A 12856-nucleotide genomic window follows, 5' to 3' on the forward strand; every position below is an offset into this window, starting at 1 on the left:
ACGGCGTGGAGCGCGGGGTCGCCCCCAAGGCTGACCTGTTGGTGGGCAAGGTGCTCAGCAACAAGGGAACGGGCCAGGACTCCTGGGTCATCGCGGGCATGGAGTGGGCGGCGCGGACCGAGCACGCCAAGGTGATCAGCATGAGCCTGGGCGATCCGTCGCGGCACGGCCAGAACGATCCGGTGAGCCAGGCCGTGAACCGGCTGAGCGCCGAGACGGGCGCGCTCTTCGTCATCTCCGCGGGCAACGACGGAAACAACACCTCCTACCACCTCGGCGCGCCGGGAACGGCGGACGCCGCCCTCACCGTCGGCGCGGTGGACGGCTCCGACAATCTCGCCCAGTTCTCCAGCGCCGGGCCGCGTCTGCTGGACGACGGCCTCAAGCCCGACATCACCGCCCCCGGGGTGGGCGTGGTGGCGGCACGCTCGCAGTACATGGCGACCGGCAGCGGCTACTACACCGGGCTCGACGGCACCTCCATGGCGGCGCCGCACGTCGCCGGGTCGGCCGTCCTGCTGGCCCAGAAGCATCCCGGCTGGAGCGGGCAGCAGATCAAAGACGCCCTGATGAGCACCAGCGCGCTGACCTCCGAGCGCAACCCGTACAAGGCCGGAACTGGCCGGATGTCGGCGTCTGGTGCGTACTTCGCCCGGGTCGTCGCGACCGGGTCGGTGGACGCGGGACTCATCCCATGGTCGCGCACCACGCCGCCGCAGCCGATCAAGCGTGAGATCACCTACACCAACACCTCGGACTCCCCCGTCGCGCTGGACCTCTCCGTCGACCGAGCGGACTCCGGCGCGGGGGTGTTCACGCTGGATGCCGACCACGTCTCCGTGCCCGCGCGGGGAACCGCGCAGGTCGGCCTGGTGGTGGACCCGAAGGGGCTCGCGGCGGGGCAGTACGCCGCCCAGGTCCTGGCGAAGGACAGCGACGGCGCCGTACTCGCGCACACGGCCGCGGGGGCCTCCGTCGAGGCCGAGAAGCGCAACCTCACCGTCCACCTGGAGGACCGCTCCGGACGGCCCATGAGCGGCGCGGTCCACATCGCCGGCGACAATGGGATCGACTCCTGGCTGTGGGTCCCCGAGGACGGATCGCTCACCAGCCGCTGGGCGCCGGGCACGTACGCGCTCAGCTCGTACGCGGACGTCGAGGGGACGCACGGTCCCCACTCCCTCGGGGAGGCCGTGCTGGCCGCCCCGGAGGTCGACCTGACGACCGACCGGGACGTGGACCTCGACGCCTCGCGGGCCCGGCAGGTGAAGGTGGCGACGCCCAAGCCGACCGCCGTCGTCGACAGCAGGCTCGACCTTTGGCGCTCCTTCACCTCCAGCAAGCCGACGCCGGGCACCGGGGCCGTCTTCGACGTGCTGTTCCCCTCGGCCGACTACGACAGTGTGTGGGCCCTGCCGACCAAGGACAAGGTGACGAAGGGCAGCTTCGCCTTCAGCACCAGGTTCCGCGCGAAGCAGACGCCGCTGGCGATCACCTACGACGGCGAACGCCTCGACGACGCGCTCGCGCAACCCGGCTCCCCGCCGCTGCCGGACGGCACCTCGCGCCTGGACGCAGTCTTCGCCGGCAACGGTACGGCGGCCGACTACGCCGGCCTGTCCGCCCGCGGCAAGGCCGTGGTCGTGCGCAGCACCGACGCCGTGCCGACGGATCAGCAGGCAGCGGCGAAGGTGGCCGGCGCGGCGATGCTCCTGGTGGTCGACCAGGAATCCGGTCGGATCGGCGACTGGTGGTACGGCGAGCCCGACCACACCACCGCCGGATCGGTACCGGTCGCCTCGCTGAGCCGGGACGAGGGGGAGAAGCTGATCAAGAAGATCACCGCGGCCGACAGGCCGATCCACCTGGCGGCCGAGTCACACCCCACGCCCAAGTACCTCTACGACCTGGCCGACTACCACGTCGGCGGCGTGCCCGCCGACCCGTCTGCCGACACCGATCCGCGCAGCCTCGCCCGGATCGACCTCGACTTCGCCGTGCCTCCCGGCAAGCAGGGCATAGAGATGCGTGATGACTTCCCCCCGTACGACTGGCCGGGCGGCCCTGCGCACCAGTGGGGGAACGTCGTGAAGCTTCCGTTCGCCAGCGAGCCGGTCGCCGCGGGGACGCGTACCGACTGGGTCTCCACCGGACCCGGCGTCCAGTGGAAGCAGTCCGGCACCCTGCGGTACCCCAACGGCCAGACGGGCGCCACGCAGGAGTGGACGACGGCCACCGACGAGCTGAGCTACAAGCCGGGCAGCGCACACGAGGACCGCTGGTTCGGGCCCGTCATGCGGACCCGGTTGCTCGCCGCCGACGCCCTTTACCGGCTGCCAGCCGGCGATTTCACCATGACCGTCGCGGGACTCGGCGATGGCGGGTCGGCGCACGACGGCCCCGCCAACCAGACGCTCTCGCTCTACCAGGGGGACACACAGCTGCTCCAGATTCCCTACTACTACTTCGACGTGAGCAGGCTGGACGATCGGGAACTGCCGTACCGGCTGGTCGTGGACACGACGGGCAGCCCCGACCTCAGCCCCTACTCGACCACCACCAGCACCGAGTGGCGCTTCACCTCCGGGGCCACCACCGAGACGAAGGAGATCCCCCTGGTCCAGCTGGACTACGCGACCGACCTGGACCTCGCGGGCCGGGCGGATCGCCGGACCGGAATCTCCATCACACCATCGGTGCTTGGCGGCACCTCCGCAGCGGACGATGTCTCCCGGCTCCGGCTCGAGGTCTCCTACGACGACGGGAACACGTGGCAATCGCAGGATCAGAAGGAGACGAAGGGCACCTGGCGGGCGACGCTGAACGCGCCGGCCGGCGCGTCATACGTCTCTATCCGGGTCACCGCCGACCAGCGGAACGGCGGCGGCGTCACCCAGACCGTCATCCGCGCCTTCGGTCTCAAGCCGTAACCGGGGCGCGGTAGATCACCCGCCGCCACCGTGGCCATCAGGACGGTGGCGGCGGGTGGGATCCTCAGAGGTGGCGCACGGCGAGCCGAACAGCCGCTACGACCCGAATCGCTCGCCAAGCAGATCCGTCAACTCGGCATTCCGGCCCTCCCTGCTCGCGGAGCCGCCCTCCGCCAGCACATCCAAGACAGCCCCGCCCCGATCATCGCCGACGCCCTCGGCTTCCACCCCGTCACCACGGCCAAGCTCGCCACCGAGACCGGAACCACCTACAACCGCTACGCCCCAGGCGACCACACACAGTCACCACTACCCAGACCACCCCGCCGAACTGACGGCAGTTGAATAAGCGAGCCCACCAGTCCGGGACCCCTCAATAGTGCAGCGTTCCGCGTCGCCTTTCATCGCTGTATCAAGTGCGCTCTTCACACGCGGGCGCTACTGCAGTTGGGCGCGGCGGCGGGTGAGGTAGGCGGTCTCGCCGGTGTTGCCGGCCAGCTCGATGGCCCGGTCGTAGGCCGCGCGTGACTGCTGACTGTGGCCCAGCCGGCGCAGCAGGTCGGCGCGGGTGGCGTGGTAGGCGTGATAGCCGGCCAACGCCTCGGCGAGGCGGTCAACGATGGCCAGTGCCACCTCCGGCCCGTCGAGCTCGGCCACGGCAATGGCCCGGTTGAGGGCGATGATCGGCGAGGGGTCGAGGCGGACGAGCTGGTCGTAGAGGGCGAGGACCTGCGACCAGTCGGTGTCGCGGATGTCGCGGGCGGAGGTGTGCACCGCGTTGATCGCAGCGAGAATCTGATAGCGACCCGGAGCCACCCCGGCAGCGGCAGCGGCCAGGCGCTCGCGCACCAGCCGATGACCTTCGGCGATCAGCTCCGCGTCCCAGGCGCCGCGGTCCTGCTCGGCCAGGGGGACCAGTTCGCCGCTGGCCGAGACCCGGGCGGGGCGGCGGGCCTCGATGAGCAGCATCAGCGCCAGCAGCCCGGCCACTTCTCCGTCCTGCGGCAGGAGCGCGCGGATCAGGCGGGTGAGCCGGATCGCCTCGGTGGTCAGGTCGTGTCGTACGGGATCGGTGTCGGGGCCGCTGGCCAGGTAGCCCTCGTTGAAGACGAGGAACAGGACGGCCAGGACGCCGGAGACGCGTGCCGGCAGATCGTCGGCGGACGGCATCCGATAGGGGATGCGAGCCGCCTTGATCTTGGCCTTCGCGCGGGTGATGCGCTGCTCCATGGTGGTCCCCTGCACCAGGAAGGCACGGGCGATCTCGGGCACGGTCAGACCGCCGACCATGCGCAGCGTCAACGCCACGCGCGCTTCCACCGCCAGCGCCGGGTGACAGCAGGTGAAGATCAGCCGGAGCCGGTCGTCGTCGATGGCGCCCAGCGGCGCGGGTGGGGTGTTGTCGTGCAGCATCTGAGCCTCCTTGTGCTTGTCGTCGCGTTTGTTCTCGCGCCGGATCCGGTCGATGGCCTTGCGATTGGCGGTGGTGGTCAGCCACGCGCCCGGGTTGGGGGGCAGGCCGTCGGCCCGCCACCGCTCGACGGCGGTCGTGAACGCCTCGGCCGCTGCCTCCTCGGCGATGCCGAGGTCACCGAAGCGCCTGGTCAGGGCGGCCACCACGCGCGCCCACTCGTCGTGGTGGGCCCGGGTGATCGCCTCCTCGACGTCGCTCACTGGAACGGCCGCACCTCGATCTTCCGATCGCAGACCTTCGACGCCTCGGCGGCGAGCTTGAGCGCCACATCCAGATCGGGGGCCTCCCACACCCAGATGCCGGCGAGGTACTCCTTCGACTCCACGAAAGGCCCGTCGCTGAACACCGCCTGCTCGCCCCGGTTGTCGATGACTGTGGCCGCGTCGGTGTCCGCGAGTCCGCCCGCGAAAACCCAGTAGCCCTCGGCGATCAGTCGTTCGTTGAACGCGCTGATAGCAGGCCGCCTGTCCGTGCTGCCGGGATTGCTCTTGTCATCGATCACGGAAACCAGGTACCGCATCTGAAGATCATCTCCTGTGGTGTCAAGACAGCGTGGTTCGATGGTAGGGACTTCAGGCCCTTGCATACCGCGGGCGCCCGGCCGGCCGGTAGACCTGGATCGTCACGCCCTTCGAGTCGACCCGCGACTCGACCAGGTCGAGCGCAAGATCCGGACCGGTCTCCGGGAACAGTCTCGCGCCCTGGCCGAGGATCACCGGGATCACGATCAGAATCATCTCGTCGACCAGGTCGTTCTCCAGCAGCCACCGGGTCAGGATGCCACTGCCGTGCACCTGCACCTCACCCCCGGGCTTGGCCTTCAGCTCACTGATGGCCGCCGTGAGGTCACCGCGGAGAACGGTCGTGTCCTCCCAACGCGGCGCGGTGAGCGTGGTCGAGGCAACGTACTTGGGGGCCTCGTTCAAGGCCACGCCGATGGGATGTGTCTGGTCGATTGTTCCCCAGGCGCCGGCGAACAACTCGTAGGTGCGCCGGCCGAACAGGAACGCCTCGGCGCGCTGGTAGGTCTGCGTGATGAACGTCCTGGTCTCGTCGTCACCCGCCCCCCGCGCCCATCCGCCGCGCTCGAATCCGTTCCTGCGGTCCTCATCCGACGCACCGCCGTTTCCCTGCATCACTCCATCGATGGTGACCTGAGTCACGGTCGTCAGCTTCATGATCGCGGTTCCTTTGCCTTGGCGCCGCCCCTTGCGGGCGACCTCACTCCTGCTACGAACACCACCGCCCCGATCCGACACCTCCTCCCGGACTTCTTTGAAGAATTTTCCGGGATGCCGGTCGTCATCGATCCGACAGCACGACAGTGTCGCGGCGACTGCGCTCCACCTCCTCAAGCGCGCCCAGTGCGGACAAGCTCGTGGACCAGGTCGATCGCGAAGATCCTGACCAGTGGTGCCGCGCGTCGAACGGCTCGGGCGCGAGGGCAACCTCGTCGGTGGCGTAGCCGCCGAAGCGCTGGATGCGGGCGTCAGACCGAGCACTGCGTCGGCTTCGATGGAGATGCCGTTGTCGATGAGTTCGGTGGCGTGGGTGTGGCGGAGTTGGGTGAGCAACAGGTCCTGAGTCGAGTTCGCTGGAGCTCTCCTAACTTCCCCTCGCCTGGCCTGCGAGCTGGTGATCAAGCGGCCAGCTCGACGTCGGTGCCTCACTGATGGAGATCGCCACCTGCATCAGGTCGACCCAGTGCTTCTCGATCAGCTTCCACTCGATCACGTTGCGGCCGCTCTCGCCGAACAGCTGGTCGATGTGCGGATAGATGATCTTCTCCGAGGCGCGGAAGAAGATCAGGTCTCGATGCCGCCGAATCCTCCGTACTGACCCGGCCGCGCGCCAGCAGGCCACCGTCTGATCATTACGTGACCGATTCTCTCGTGGGCCTCCACCGTCGCTTGAGGTAGCGACTCCTTGCGGGCGGCAGGCGTGCCGACGACCACCGACACACCGTCACCGGACGCCTGAGCGGCGGCGTGCCCGTCCAGCGTGATCTCGGTATCCCTGGTCTTGACCTTGACCAACATGCGGGTGGGCGTGCAGAACAGAATCACCTCGCTCTCTCCGTACATGGCCACGGCAGCGGGCTCGGACGGGCCCGCGAAGCCCTCCTCGGCGGTGGTCGTGCTGCCGGACTCGTCAAGCGGGGCAGACAACGACCGGCCGACGCCGTCGCTCTGTTCGGTGAGCCCGCACACGCCGCGGGTGTGGATCCACGCGACGAGGTCGTGACCGCCGACCCTGACCCGCGCCAGCACCCTTTCGGCCTCCACCGGCAGCTTCTTCTCGGGCACCGCGGCCGTGGACAACGCCGCGAGCGGCCACGTGGAAGGGTCGTGCAGCACCCGGTCGTCGGCCTGCCGGTTGCCGGCCTGCGCCGAGCAGGCGGCGGTCAGCGCGAGCGCCATCAGGGCCGGCGATCTTCTCATGGCGATCACTGTGATGTCGGCTCCCTGCCCATTAGTTCCGGCCGAATCGTTGTCGACCACGATCAACCGCCAGAAGGCCGCACGGCCCGTGGGGGCGGCGGGAGGGTGAGGACCGCGCGGACGGCGGCATTCAGACGTTCTCGGCTGTCAGCTCCGATCGAGGGCCGGCCGTCCGTGGTCGGCTCGGTCAACGCCCGGCGGAACACAGCCGTCGGCAGGTCCACCACGCACAGCGTCACCACCTCGACGCTGGCTCCGTCAGCTCGGTCCCACAATGCCCGCGACAGGCGGGTCAGCAGCGCCACCAACCGCTTGTCCAAGGCGAACATCGCCTCGGCCAGCTCCTGCGGCACCTCGGGACCGAGCAACTGGTCACGGCGCACCGCTATGAGCATCCGGGCCGCGGCGGGCCGGCGGTCGGCGAACACCGCGGGCGCGCTCGCCGCCGCCGCCACTGCCTCGACTGCCGCCTCGCGGTCGCCCCCACGCACCGCGTCGACGAGCTCAACCTGCAGATCCAGAAAATCTCCCGCCGCCCTCAGCCACAACCGCCCGAGCAGCACCGGCAACGACCCGAACGCGTGGTAGATCGCCCCGTTCGACACCCCGGAGGCCGCCGCCAGCGCTCGCACCGTGAACCGCTCCGGACCGCCGTCGGCCACCAGCTGCTCGGCGACATCCAGCAACCGATCGAGATCATGCGTCCGACGACGAGGCATGCCCACCACTATAACAGAGCACGTGCTCTGGAATGATGTATCTTCTGGGGAGCCATTCTGACCGGAGCAATTACCGAAAGTAACGGGTCGATCTTGGAACGTTGGCGGAAGCGGTCGCATGAGGATCTTCGTCTGAGCGGAGCCGAGGGCCTCGCGCAGAAGCTGGGAAACGGCTGGAAGACTGGCTTCGGCATGACCGCCGCCGAGGGCGACAGCGGTCAGTCTGGCGCGTGGGGGCACATGGCCCAGCGATGGATCACCACTTCCCTTGGGCCACGCTCTTCACCGTTCTTGCGGGCGGCCCGAGATTCGGCGGGACGCGAAGGCGCCGAGGACCCTGCCGATCCTCTCAAGGGACCGGGGTCGGCCGCCGTGCCACTCCACCTCCACGGCGATCGAGGCATCGCATCAGGTCCACGCGTTGATCTGTCCTGGCCACCTGGCAGGACAGCAGCAATCTGAGATAGGAATTCAATGCGAAAAAGGTTAGTCAGTGCCCTCCTGGCGGGTCTAGCGCTCGTCACCGCGACTGCCACAGCCGCCTCAGCCAAACCGAAACCCCAGGTAACCGCCCCCGCCCCCGTCAGCTGGGAGGCGTGCGGCGACTATGGCGGCGAATGCGCCACGATCAAGGTCCCGGTCGACTACGCGAACCCGTCGGGCGCATCCCTCGACCTGGCGATCGGCCGGCTCAAAGCGCTCAACCCCGCCAAGCGGATCGGCGTGCTGATCGTGCATCCGGGCGGGCCCGGCGCCTCGGGGATCAACCCGTTCATCCTCCACAACGCCATCCCCGCCGAGAGCGCGCTGCGCCAGTACTTCGACCTGGTCAGCGTGGACCCGCGCGGCGTCGCCCGCAGCAACCCCATCCAGTGCGACCTGGACGTGGTGGAACAGGGACCGCTCACCTACCCGGCCAGCCAGAGCGAGTACCAGGCCTGGCTCGCCTACAACGCGAAACTCGCGCAGAACTGCCGCGAGCGCACCGGCCCGGTGTTCGACCACGTGGACACCACCAGCGCCGCCCGCGACGTCGATTCCATCCGCGCCGCGCTGGGCGAGCGGCAGCTCAGCTTCTTCGCCATCTCCTACGGCACCCAGGTCGGCCAGCAGTACGCCGAGCTGTTCCCGCGCAACCTGCGGGCCATGGCCATCGACTCGAACATGGACCACAGCATCACCTCCGCCTTCCGCTACCTGCAGACGACCACCGAGGACTTCGAGGGCTCGTTCAAGGCATTCGCCAGATGGTGCGGCCAGACGCAGTCCTGCCCGCTCCACGGCCAAGACGTCACGGCGCTCTGGGACGGGCTGCACCGCAAGGCGGCCGACGGCACGCTGAAGGACCCCTCGACCGGCGATCCGATCACGGCCGAGCAGCTGCGTGTGTTCCTGTTCGACGGCATGTACGACCCGGCGGGCAGCTGGTTCGACGTGGCCACGACCCTGAAGGCCCTCCAGGCCGGCAAGGCCGCCCAGCTCCGCACCGTGGCCACGCCGAAGGCGGAGACCGTCAACTACGCCTACCCGGCCATCTGGTGCTCCGACTGGAAGTGGCAGGTCAGCGGCTTCAAGGAGCTCGACCAGTACCGCAAACGGCTGGAAGCGCTCTACCCGCACACCAAGCTCTCACCGTTCTGGTCGGACGTGATGAGCTGCCTGAACTGGCAGGGCAAGGTGACCAACCCGCAGCACCGCCTGGACATCTCAGGAACCCAGCCCACCCTGCTGCCCAAGGCCCGCTACGACGTCGGCACCCCGGCAGCCTGGAACTACGCCGCGGCCGCACAGATCCCCAAGACCACGATCCTCGAGTACGACGGCGTCGGCCACGGCCAGTACCGCAACAGCACCTGCGCCCGCACCCACATCGAGACCTACCTGACCAGCCTGAAACTGCCGCCGAGCGGCACGCACTGCGCTCCCGAATACCCCTCGCAGCCGCCCGCCTCGGTGCGCGCGACGGAGGAGCGGCCGCTGTCGGTGACCGGCCGGCCCCTGCACTGACCCGGCACGATGGGCGGGCGCCCCGCGCGGCGCCCGCCCACCAGCCGCAGCACGTACTCGCAGCGGAGCCGATCTCCGGACGCGTGCAGCATCCGACCTCTTCGACCACGTCATTCTGAACCAAGAGTCAGGAGTTTCGATGCTTCGCAAATCTCTGTCGGTCGTGCTTGCGACGGCCTCCGTCATGGCCCTGCAACCGGTCAACTCCGCACCGGCCGCTGAACCACCGACCCGGCCTGGCTCCTGCGAGGTCATGCGAGATAGCGTGCACGCGGCGTTGCGACCATCTCTTGCTGGTAGGGTCCGTGGCCGCTGCCCGCTGGTCACGTGGAGACCCGGCGTGCCGCGATCACGAGCAGGACGATCGCGCCGACCGTTGTGATCGTGTTGCTGGTCAGGTCGACCGCCTGGTTGATGGGCACGGTCAAGGTCGGCCTCCATGGGAACGAGTGCCAGGCGTACGTGAGCATGGCCCCTGCCGCGAGCGCCAGCCGGTGCGTGTCCGACCAGTTGGAGCGGTGCGACCAGCGCCGCACCAGCAGGCCGACCGTGGCGGTGGTTCTCGCGGTCGATGTGGAAGGTCATCGCCTCGCCGGACAGGACCATTCTGTGGACCTGGGGCGCCCTGCCTGGCAAGGCCCACGATCTGAGCGCCGCCTGCATCCGGGGCCTTCTGCGTGCACTCGAGAACGCGGGCATCATCACCCTGGCGGACAAGGCGTATCAGGGTGCCGAGGGCCCGGTCGTTGTCCACCAGACCGCCGCCCCACCTGCCAGGCGCAGGTGGGGCGCCGGTTCGCGCTTCCGTCAGGTCCCGATGTTGGCCTGGGGGCCCGCGTACGTCCTGAGCAGGGACGGCACGTTGGCGGCCGGGTCGAGGCTGTAGGAGTAGAACGAGCTCGGGCTGAAGGCGGAGCCGCTGGTGGTCTGCTTGCCCGTGCAGTTGACCAGGATGCTGCCGCTCTGGCGGAGCATCAAGGACGACCCGTGGGAGGGCGAGGGCCGCTTCGCCGAGTACCGCAACACCGGCCCCGGCGCGGCCGTCACGCCGGACCGGCCGCAGCTCACCGACGCCCAGGCGCGCGAGTACACCGTTCGGGCGTACCTGGGGAACTGGACTCCCTTCCACGGCAACTGACGCAGCTCCTCGCGGCGGCGCGGCCCCCCGCGGCGGCGCGTGATCTTCTCGAACACCCCAAAACTGTGCATCGTCCCGCACGCCGACCGGTCGAGCCCGGCAGGCTGCCGACGACACTGCTGCCATGAACGCGCGTGACACCGAGGGAACCCCGGAGCGGGCCGAGTTCGCGGGGGCCGTGTACGGCTCGCTGCTGGCGGCCTCGGTCGCGGCCGGCACCGCGGTGGACGGCACCCCGATCTCGGCAGGGAGCCTCGTGGTCGTGCTGCTCTGCACGGGCGTGGTGTTCTGGGTCGCCCACGTCTACGCCTTGGTCGTGACCCACGGAACGGACGGCCTGACCTGGCGGCGGCTCCGCGAAGCCGGCCGTCACGAATGGCCGGTGGCTCAGGCCTCGTTCCCGCCTGCCGTAGGTGCCGCCTTCGCCTCGGCGCTGGGGATGTCCGACGTGGTCGCGACCTGGGTGGCGCTGGGTGTCGCGGTGGCGGGCCAGGTCGCCTGGGCCGTCGCGGCCGCCGTCAAGGCCCGCTCCTCGACGCGGATCGTGGTCCTCTCCGGGGTCGCGAACCTCGCGCTCGGACTGGCCATCCTCGCGCTCAAGACCTGGGTGGCCCACTACTGAACCGAACCGGCACGTCGTGAGTTCCCCGCTCGCCAGCTCAGCACCTTCGAGCGCCCGGACGGGACCGGCGGCCGCTCACGCAGCACCCGCGTACGCCGCGCTGACCGCCCAGGCCGCCCCCCGACCCGCACTCGCACGAACCATCCCCTCTTACCAAGGGAGGGTCCCAGCGGCGTCGAAGTAGCCGCCGGTCGGGCCGTCGGGGCCCACCTGCGCCATGCGGACGATGATCTCGGCGCCCTCCTCGACGGTCTGCGTGCCCGTGTGCCCGTTCAGGTCCGTCGCGGTGTAACCGGGCTCCACCGCGTTGATCCGCATGCCCGGGAACGCCTTGGCGTACTGCACGGTGATCATGTTGACCGCGACCTTCGACGCCGGATAGGCGAGCCCCGGATACGCGTACGTCGGTGTGCCCGAGGCGGTGACCCGGGCCATCGAGCCCAGACCGCTGCTGACGTTGACCACGACCGGGGCGGCGGACCGCTGCAGCAGCGGCAGGAACGCGTGGGTGACGCGCACCACGCCGAAGACGTTCGTGTCGAACAGGTGCCGCATCACGTCGCCGGTCACCTCCGCGGCGCCGATCACACCTCCATCCCGGGTCCGCCCTTCGATGCCGGCGTTGTTGACCAGCACGTCCAGTCCGCCGTCGGCCTCGATGGCCTTCGCCGCCGCCGCGACGGACGCGTCGTCGGTGACGTCGATGAGGACCGTCCGCGCGCCCAGCCGCTCCGCGGCAAGGCGGCCGCGTTCGGCGTCCCGGCTGCCGATGTAGACGGTGTGACCTGCTGCGATGAGTCGGCGGGCGGTCTCGAAGCCGAGTCCCTTGTTCGCTCCGGTGATCAGTGTTGTTGTCATGCCCCCAGCTTCCGGCCGGAGCGGTGTGGTCAGCCAGCCGTCCCATCTTCCTGGGACTGCCGGTACCAGGCAGGTCCGCGGCCCGAGGTGCAGACTGGTGGGTATGGCGACAACGGAATTCGGGCAGGCGGTGCGCCTCTGGCGCGACCGGGTCTCGCCAGGGGCCGCCGGGCTGCCCACCGGCGGGCACCGGCGCGCGACCGGGCTGCGCCGTGAGGAGCTGGCGCTGCTGGCCGGGATCTCCGTTGACTACATCACCCGCCTCGAGCAGGGCCGCGCGTCCAACCCGTCGGCACAGGTCGTCGAAGCTCTGGCCAGGGCACTGCGGCTGTCGCAAGCCGAGCGGGCGCATCTGTTCCGGCTGGCCGGGCTGGCGCCGCCGGGCCCGGAAACGGTGCCCGCGTACATCACCCCGAGCGTCCAGCGGATGCTGGACAGGCTGACCGGGACACCCGTCGCGGTCTACGACGCGTCCTGGACGCTGCTCATGGCCAACCCTCCGTACACGGCATTGATGGGCGATCCGTCCGGATGGCGTGGCAACCAGCGCAACGGGGTGTGGCGCCATTTTCTCGGCCCGGGCAGCCGGACACGGCACACGCCGGAGTCCCTGCGCGCCTTCGAGGCCGCGCTGGTCGCCGACCTGCGCGCGGCCGCCGGCCGCTAC

At 69.7% G+C, this 12856-nt stretch carries 14 protein-coding genes and 1 pseudogene; 6 read left to right on the forward strand and 9 right to left on the reverse strand.

Going from position 1 to position 12856, the window contains the following annotated elements:
* Together AB0J09_RS38165 and AB0J09_RS38170 are read left to right on the forward strand one after the other, a co-directional pair.
* Nucleotides 1-2930, forward strand: a 2930-nt coding sequence (locus tag AB0J09_RS38165) for a S8 family serine peptidase (RefSeq protein ID WP_360701996.1), incomplete at its 5' end; no start/stop codon positions are given.
* 30 nt (nucleotides 2931-2960) lie between these two features.
* A complete protein-coding gene (locus AB0J09_RS38170) occupies nucleotides 2961-3275 on the forward strand; it encodes a hypothetical protein (RefSeq protein ID WP_360701999.1) in 315 nt (104 codons plus the stop codon).
* 93 nt (nucleotides 3276-3368) lie between these two features.
* Here AB0J09_RS38170 and AB0J09_RS38175 read toward each other — a convergent pair whose 3' ends face one another.
* The 6 genes and pseudogenes from AB0J09_RS38175 to AB0J09_RS38200 all read right to left on the reverse strand — a co-directional run bounded on the left by AB0J09_RS38175 (nucleotide 3369) and on the right by AB0J09_RS38200 (nucleotide 7564).
* Complete coding sequence (locus AB0J09_RS38175; protein WP_360702001.1) at nucleotides 3369-4604, reverse strand: DUF6596 domain-containing protein; 1236 nt, start codon at nucleotides 4602-4604, stop codon at nucleotides 3369-3371.
* A complete protein-coding gene (locus AB0J09_RS38180; protein WP_360702003.1) occupies nucleotides 4601-4924 on the reverse strand; it encodes a YciI family protein in 324 nt (107 codons plus the stop codon). The genes AB0J09_RS38175 and AB0J09_RS38180 overlap by 4 nt, the downstream gene beginning before the upstream one ends.
* Nucleotides 4925-4976: 52 nt before the next feature.
* The gene (locus AB0J09_RS38185; RefSeq protein WP_360702005.1) at nucleotides 4977-5582 is read right to left on the reverse strand and encodes a dihydrofolate reductase family protein; all 606 of its coding nucleotides are present in this window, start codon (nucleotides 5580-5582) and stop codon (nucleotides 4977-4979) included.
* 493 nt (nucleotides 5583-6075) lie between these two features.
* A pseudogene (locus tag AB0J09_RS38190) lies at nucleotides 6076-6180 on the reverse strand (hypothetical protein); the annotation flags it as partial.
* Nucleotides 6181-6209: 29 nt separating this feature from the next.
* Complete coding sequence (locus tag AB0J09_RS38195; protein ID WP_360702008.1) at nucleotides 6210-6845, reverse strand: hypothetical protein; 636 nt, start codon at nucleotides 6843-6845, stop codon at nucleotides 6210-6212.
* A gap of 62 nt (nucleotides 6846-6907) precedes the next feature.
* On the reverse strand, nucleotides 6908-7564 hold the full coding sequence (locus AB0J09_RS38200) for a helix-turn-helix domain-containing protein (protein WP_360702011.1): 657 nt from the start codon (nucleotides 7562-7564) through the stop codon (nucleotides 6908-6910).
* A gap of 474 nt (nucleotides 7565-8038) precedes the next feature.
* On the opposite strand from AB0J09_RS38200, the gene AB0J09_RS38205 reads away from it, so the two are divergent.
* Nucleotides 8039-9571, forward strand: a complete 1533-nt coding sequence (locus tag AB0J09_RS38205) for an alpha/beta fold hydrolase (protein ID WP_360702014.1) — start codon at nucleotides 8039-8041, stop codon at nucleotides 9569-9571.
* Between the two features lie 323 nt (nucleotides 9572-9894).
* On the opposite strand, the gene AB0J09_RS38210 is transcribed toward AB0J09_RS38205, so the two are convergent.
* The gene (locus tag AB0J09_RS38210) at nucleotides 9895-10107 is read right to left on the reverse strand and encodes a hypothetical protein (protein ID WP_360702016.1); all 213 of its coding nucleotides are present in this window, start codon (nucleotides 10105-10107) and stop codon (nucleotides 9895-9897) included.
* A gap of 271 nt (nucleotides 10108-10378) precedes the next feature.
* Entirely contained in the window at nucleotides 10379-10546 is a 168-nt protein-coding gene (locus tag AB0J09_RS38215; RefSeq protein ID WP_360702018.1) for a hypothetical protein, read from the reverse strand.
* On the opposite strand from AB0J09_RS38215, the gene AB0J09_RS38220 reads away from it, so the two are divergent.
* Entirely contained in the window at nucleotides 10524-10709 is a 186-nt protein-coding gene (locus tag AB0J09_RS38220) for a hypothetical protein (protein WP_360702021.1), read from the forward strand. The two genes, AB0J09_RS38215 and AB0J09_RS38220, sit on opposite strands and share 23 nt — an antisense overlap.
* 124 nt (nucleotides 10710-10833) lie before the next feature.
* A complete protein-coding gene (locus AB0J09_RS38225) occupies nucleotides 10834-11331 on the forward strand; it encodes a hypothetical protein (RefSeq protein WP_360702024.1) in 498 nt (165 codons plus the stop codon).
* A 150-nt stretch (nucleotides 11332-11481) separates the two neighbouring features.
* Here the strand turns inward: AB0J09_RS38225 and AB0J09_RS38230 are convergent, their stop codons facing one another.
* Entirely contained in the window at nucleotides 11482-12189 is a 708-nt protein-coding gene (locus AB0J09_RS38230; RefSeq protein WP_360702026.1) for an SDR family NAD(P)-dependent oxidoreductase, read from the reverse strand.
* Between the two features lie 103 nt (nucleotides 12190-12292).
* Between AB0J09_RS38230 and AB0J09_RS38235 the strand changes: the two genes are divergently transcribed.
* Nucleotides 12293-12856, forward strand: a 564-nt coding sequence (locus AB0J09_RS38235) for a helix-turn-helix transcriptional regulator (RefSeq protein ID WP_360702029.1), incomplete at its 3' end; no start/stop codon positions are given.

This window comes from Nonomuraea sp. NPDC049784, assembly GCF_040659615.1.
In the GTDB taxonomy this organism is placed as follows: domain Bacteria; phylum Actinomycetota; class Actinomycetes; order Streptosporangiales; family Streptosporangiaceae; genus Nonomuraea.

What these genes read in the sequence shown, in the direction of transcription:
- AB0J09_RS38225 (WP_360702024.1), top strand. Translation starts at nt 10,834, where the DNA reads ATGAACGCGCGTGACACCGAGGGAACCCCGGAGCGGGCCGAGTTCGCG.
- AB0J09_RS38200 (WP_360702011.1), bottom strand. Translation starts at nt 7,564, where the DNA reads ATGCCTCGTCGTCGGACGCATGATCTCGATCGGTTGCTGGATGTCGCC.
- AB0J09_RS38215 (WP_360702018.1), bottom strand. Translation starts at nt 10,546, where the DNA reads ATGCTCCGCCAGAGCGGCAGCATCCTGGTCAACTGCACGGGCAAGCAG.
- AB0J09_RS38205 (WP_360702014.1), top strand. Translation starts at nt 8,039, where the DNA reads ATGCGAAAAAGGTTAGTCAGTGCCCTCCTGGCGGGTCTAGCGCTCGTC.
- AB0J09_RS38195 (WP_360702008.1), bottom strand. Translation starts at nt 6,845, where the DNA reads ATGAGAAGATCGCCGGCCCTGATGGCGCTCGCGCTGACCGCCGCCTGC.
- AB0J09_RS38220 (WP_360702021.1), top strand. Translation starts at nt 10,524, where the DNA reads ATGCTGCCGCTCTGGCGGAGCATCAAGGACGACCCGTGGGAGGGCGAG.
- AB0J09_RS38180 (WP_360702003.1), bottom strand. Translation starts at nt 4,924, where the DNA reads ATGCGGTACCTGGTTTCCGTGATCGATGACAAGAGCAATCCCGGCAGC.
- AB0J09_RS38185 (WP_360702005.1), bottom strand. Translation starts at nt 5,582, where the DNA reads ATGAAGCTGACGACCGTGACTCAGGTCACCATCGATGGAGTGATGCAG.
- AB0J09_RS38230 (WP_360702026.1), bottom strand. Translation starts at nt 12,189, where the DNA reads ATGACAACAACACTGATCACCGGAGCGAACAAGGGACTCGGCTTCGAG.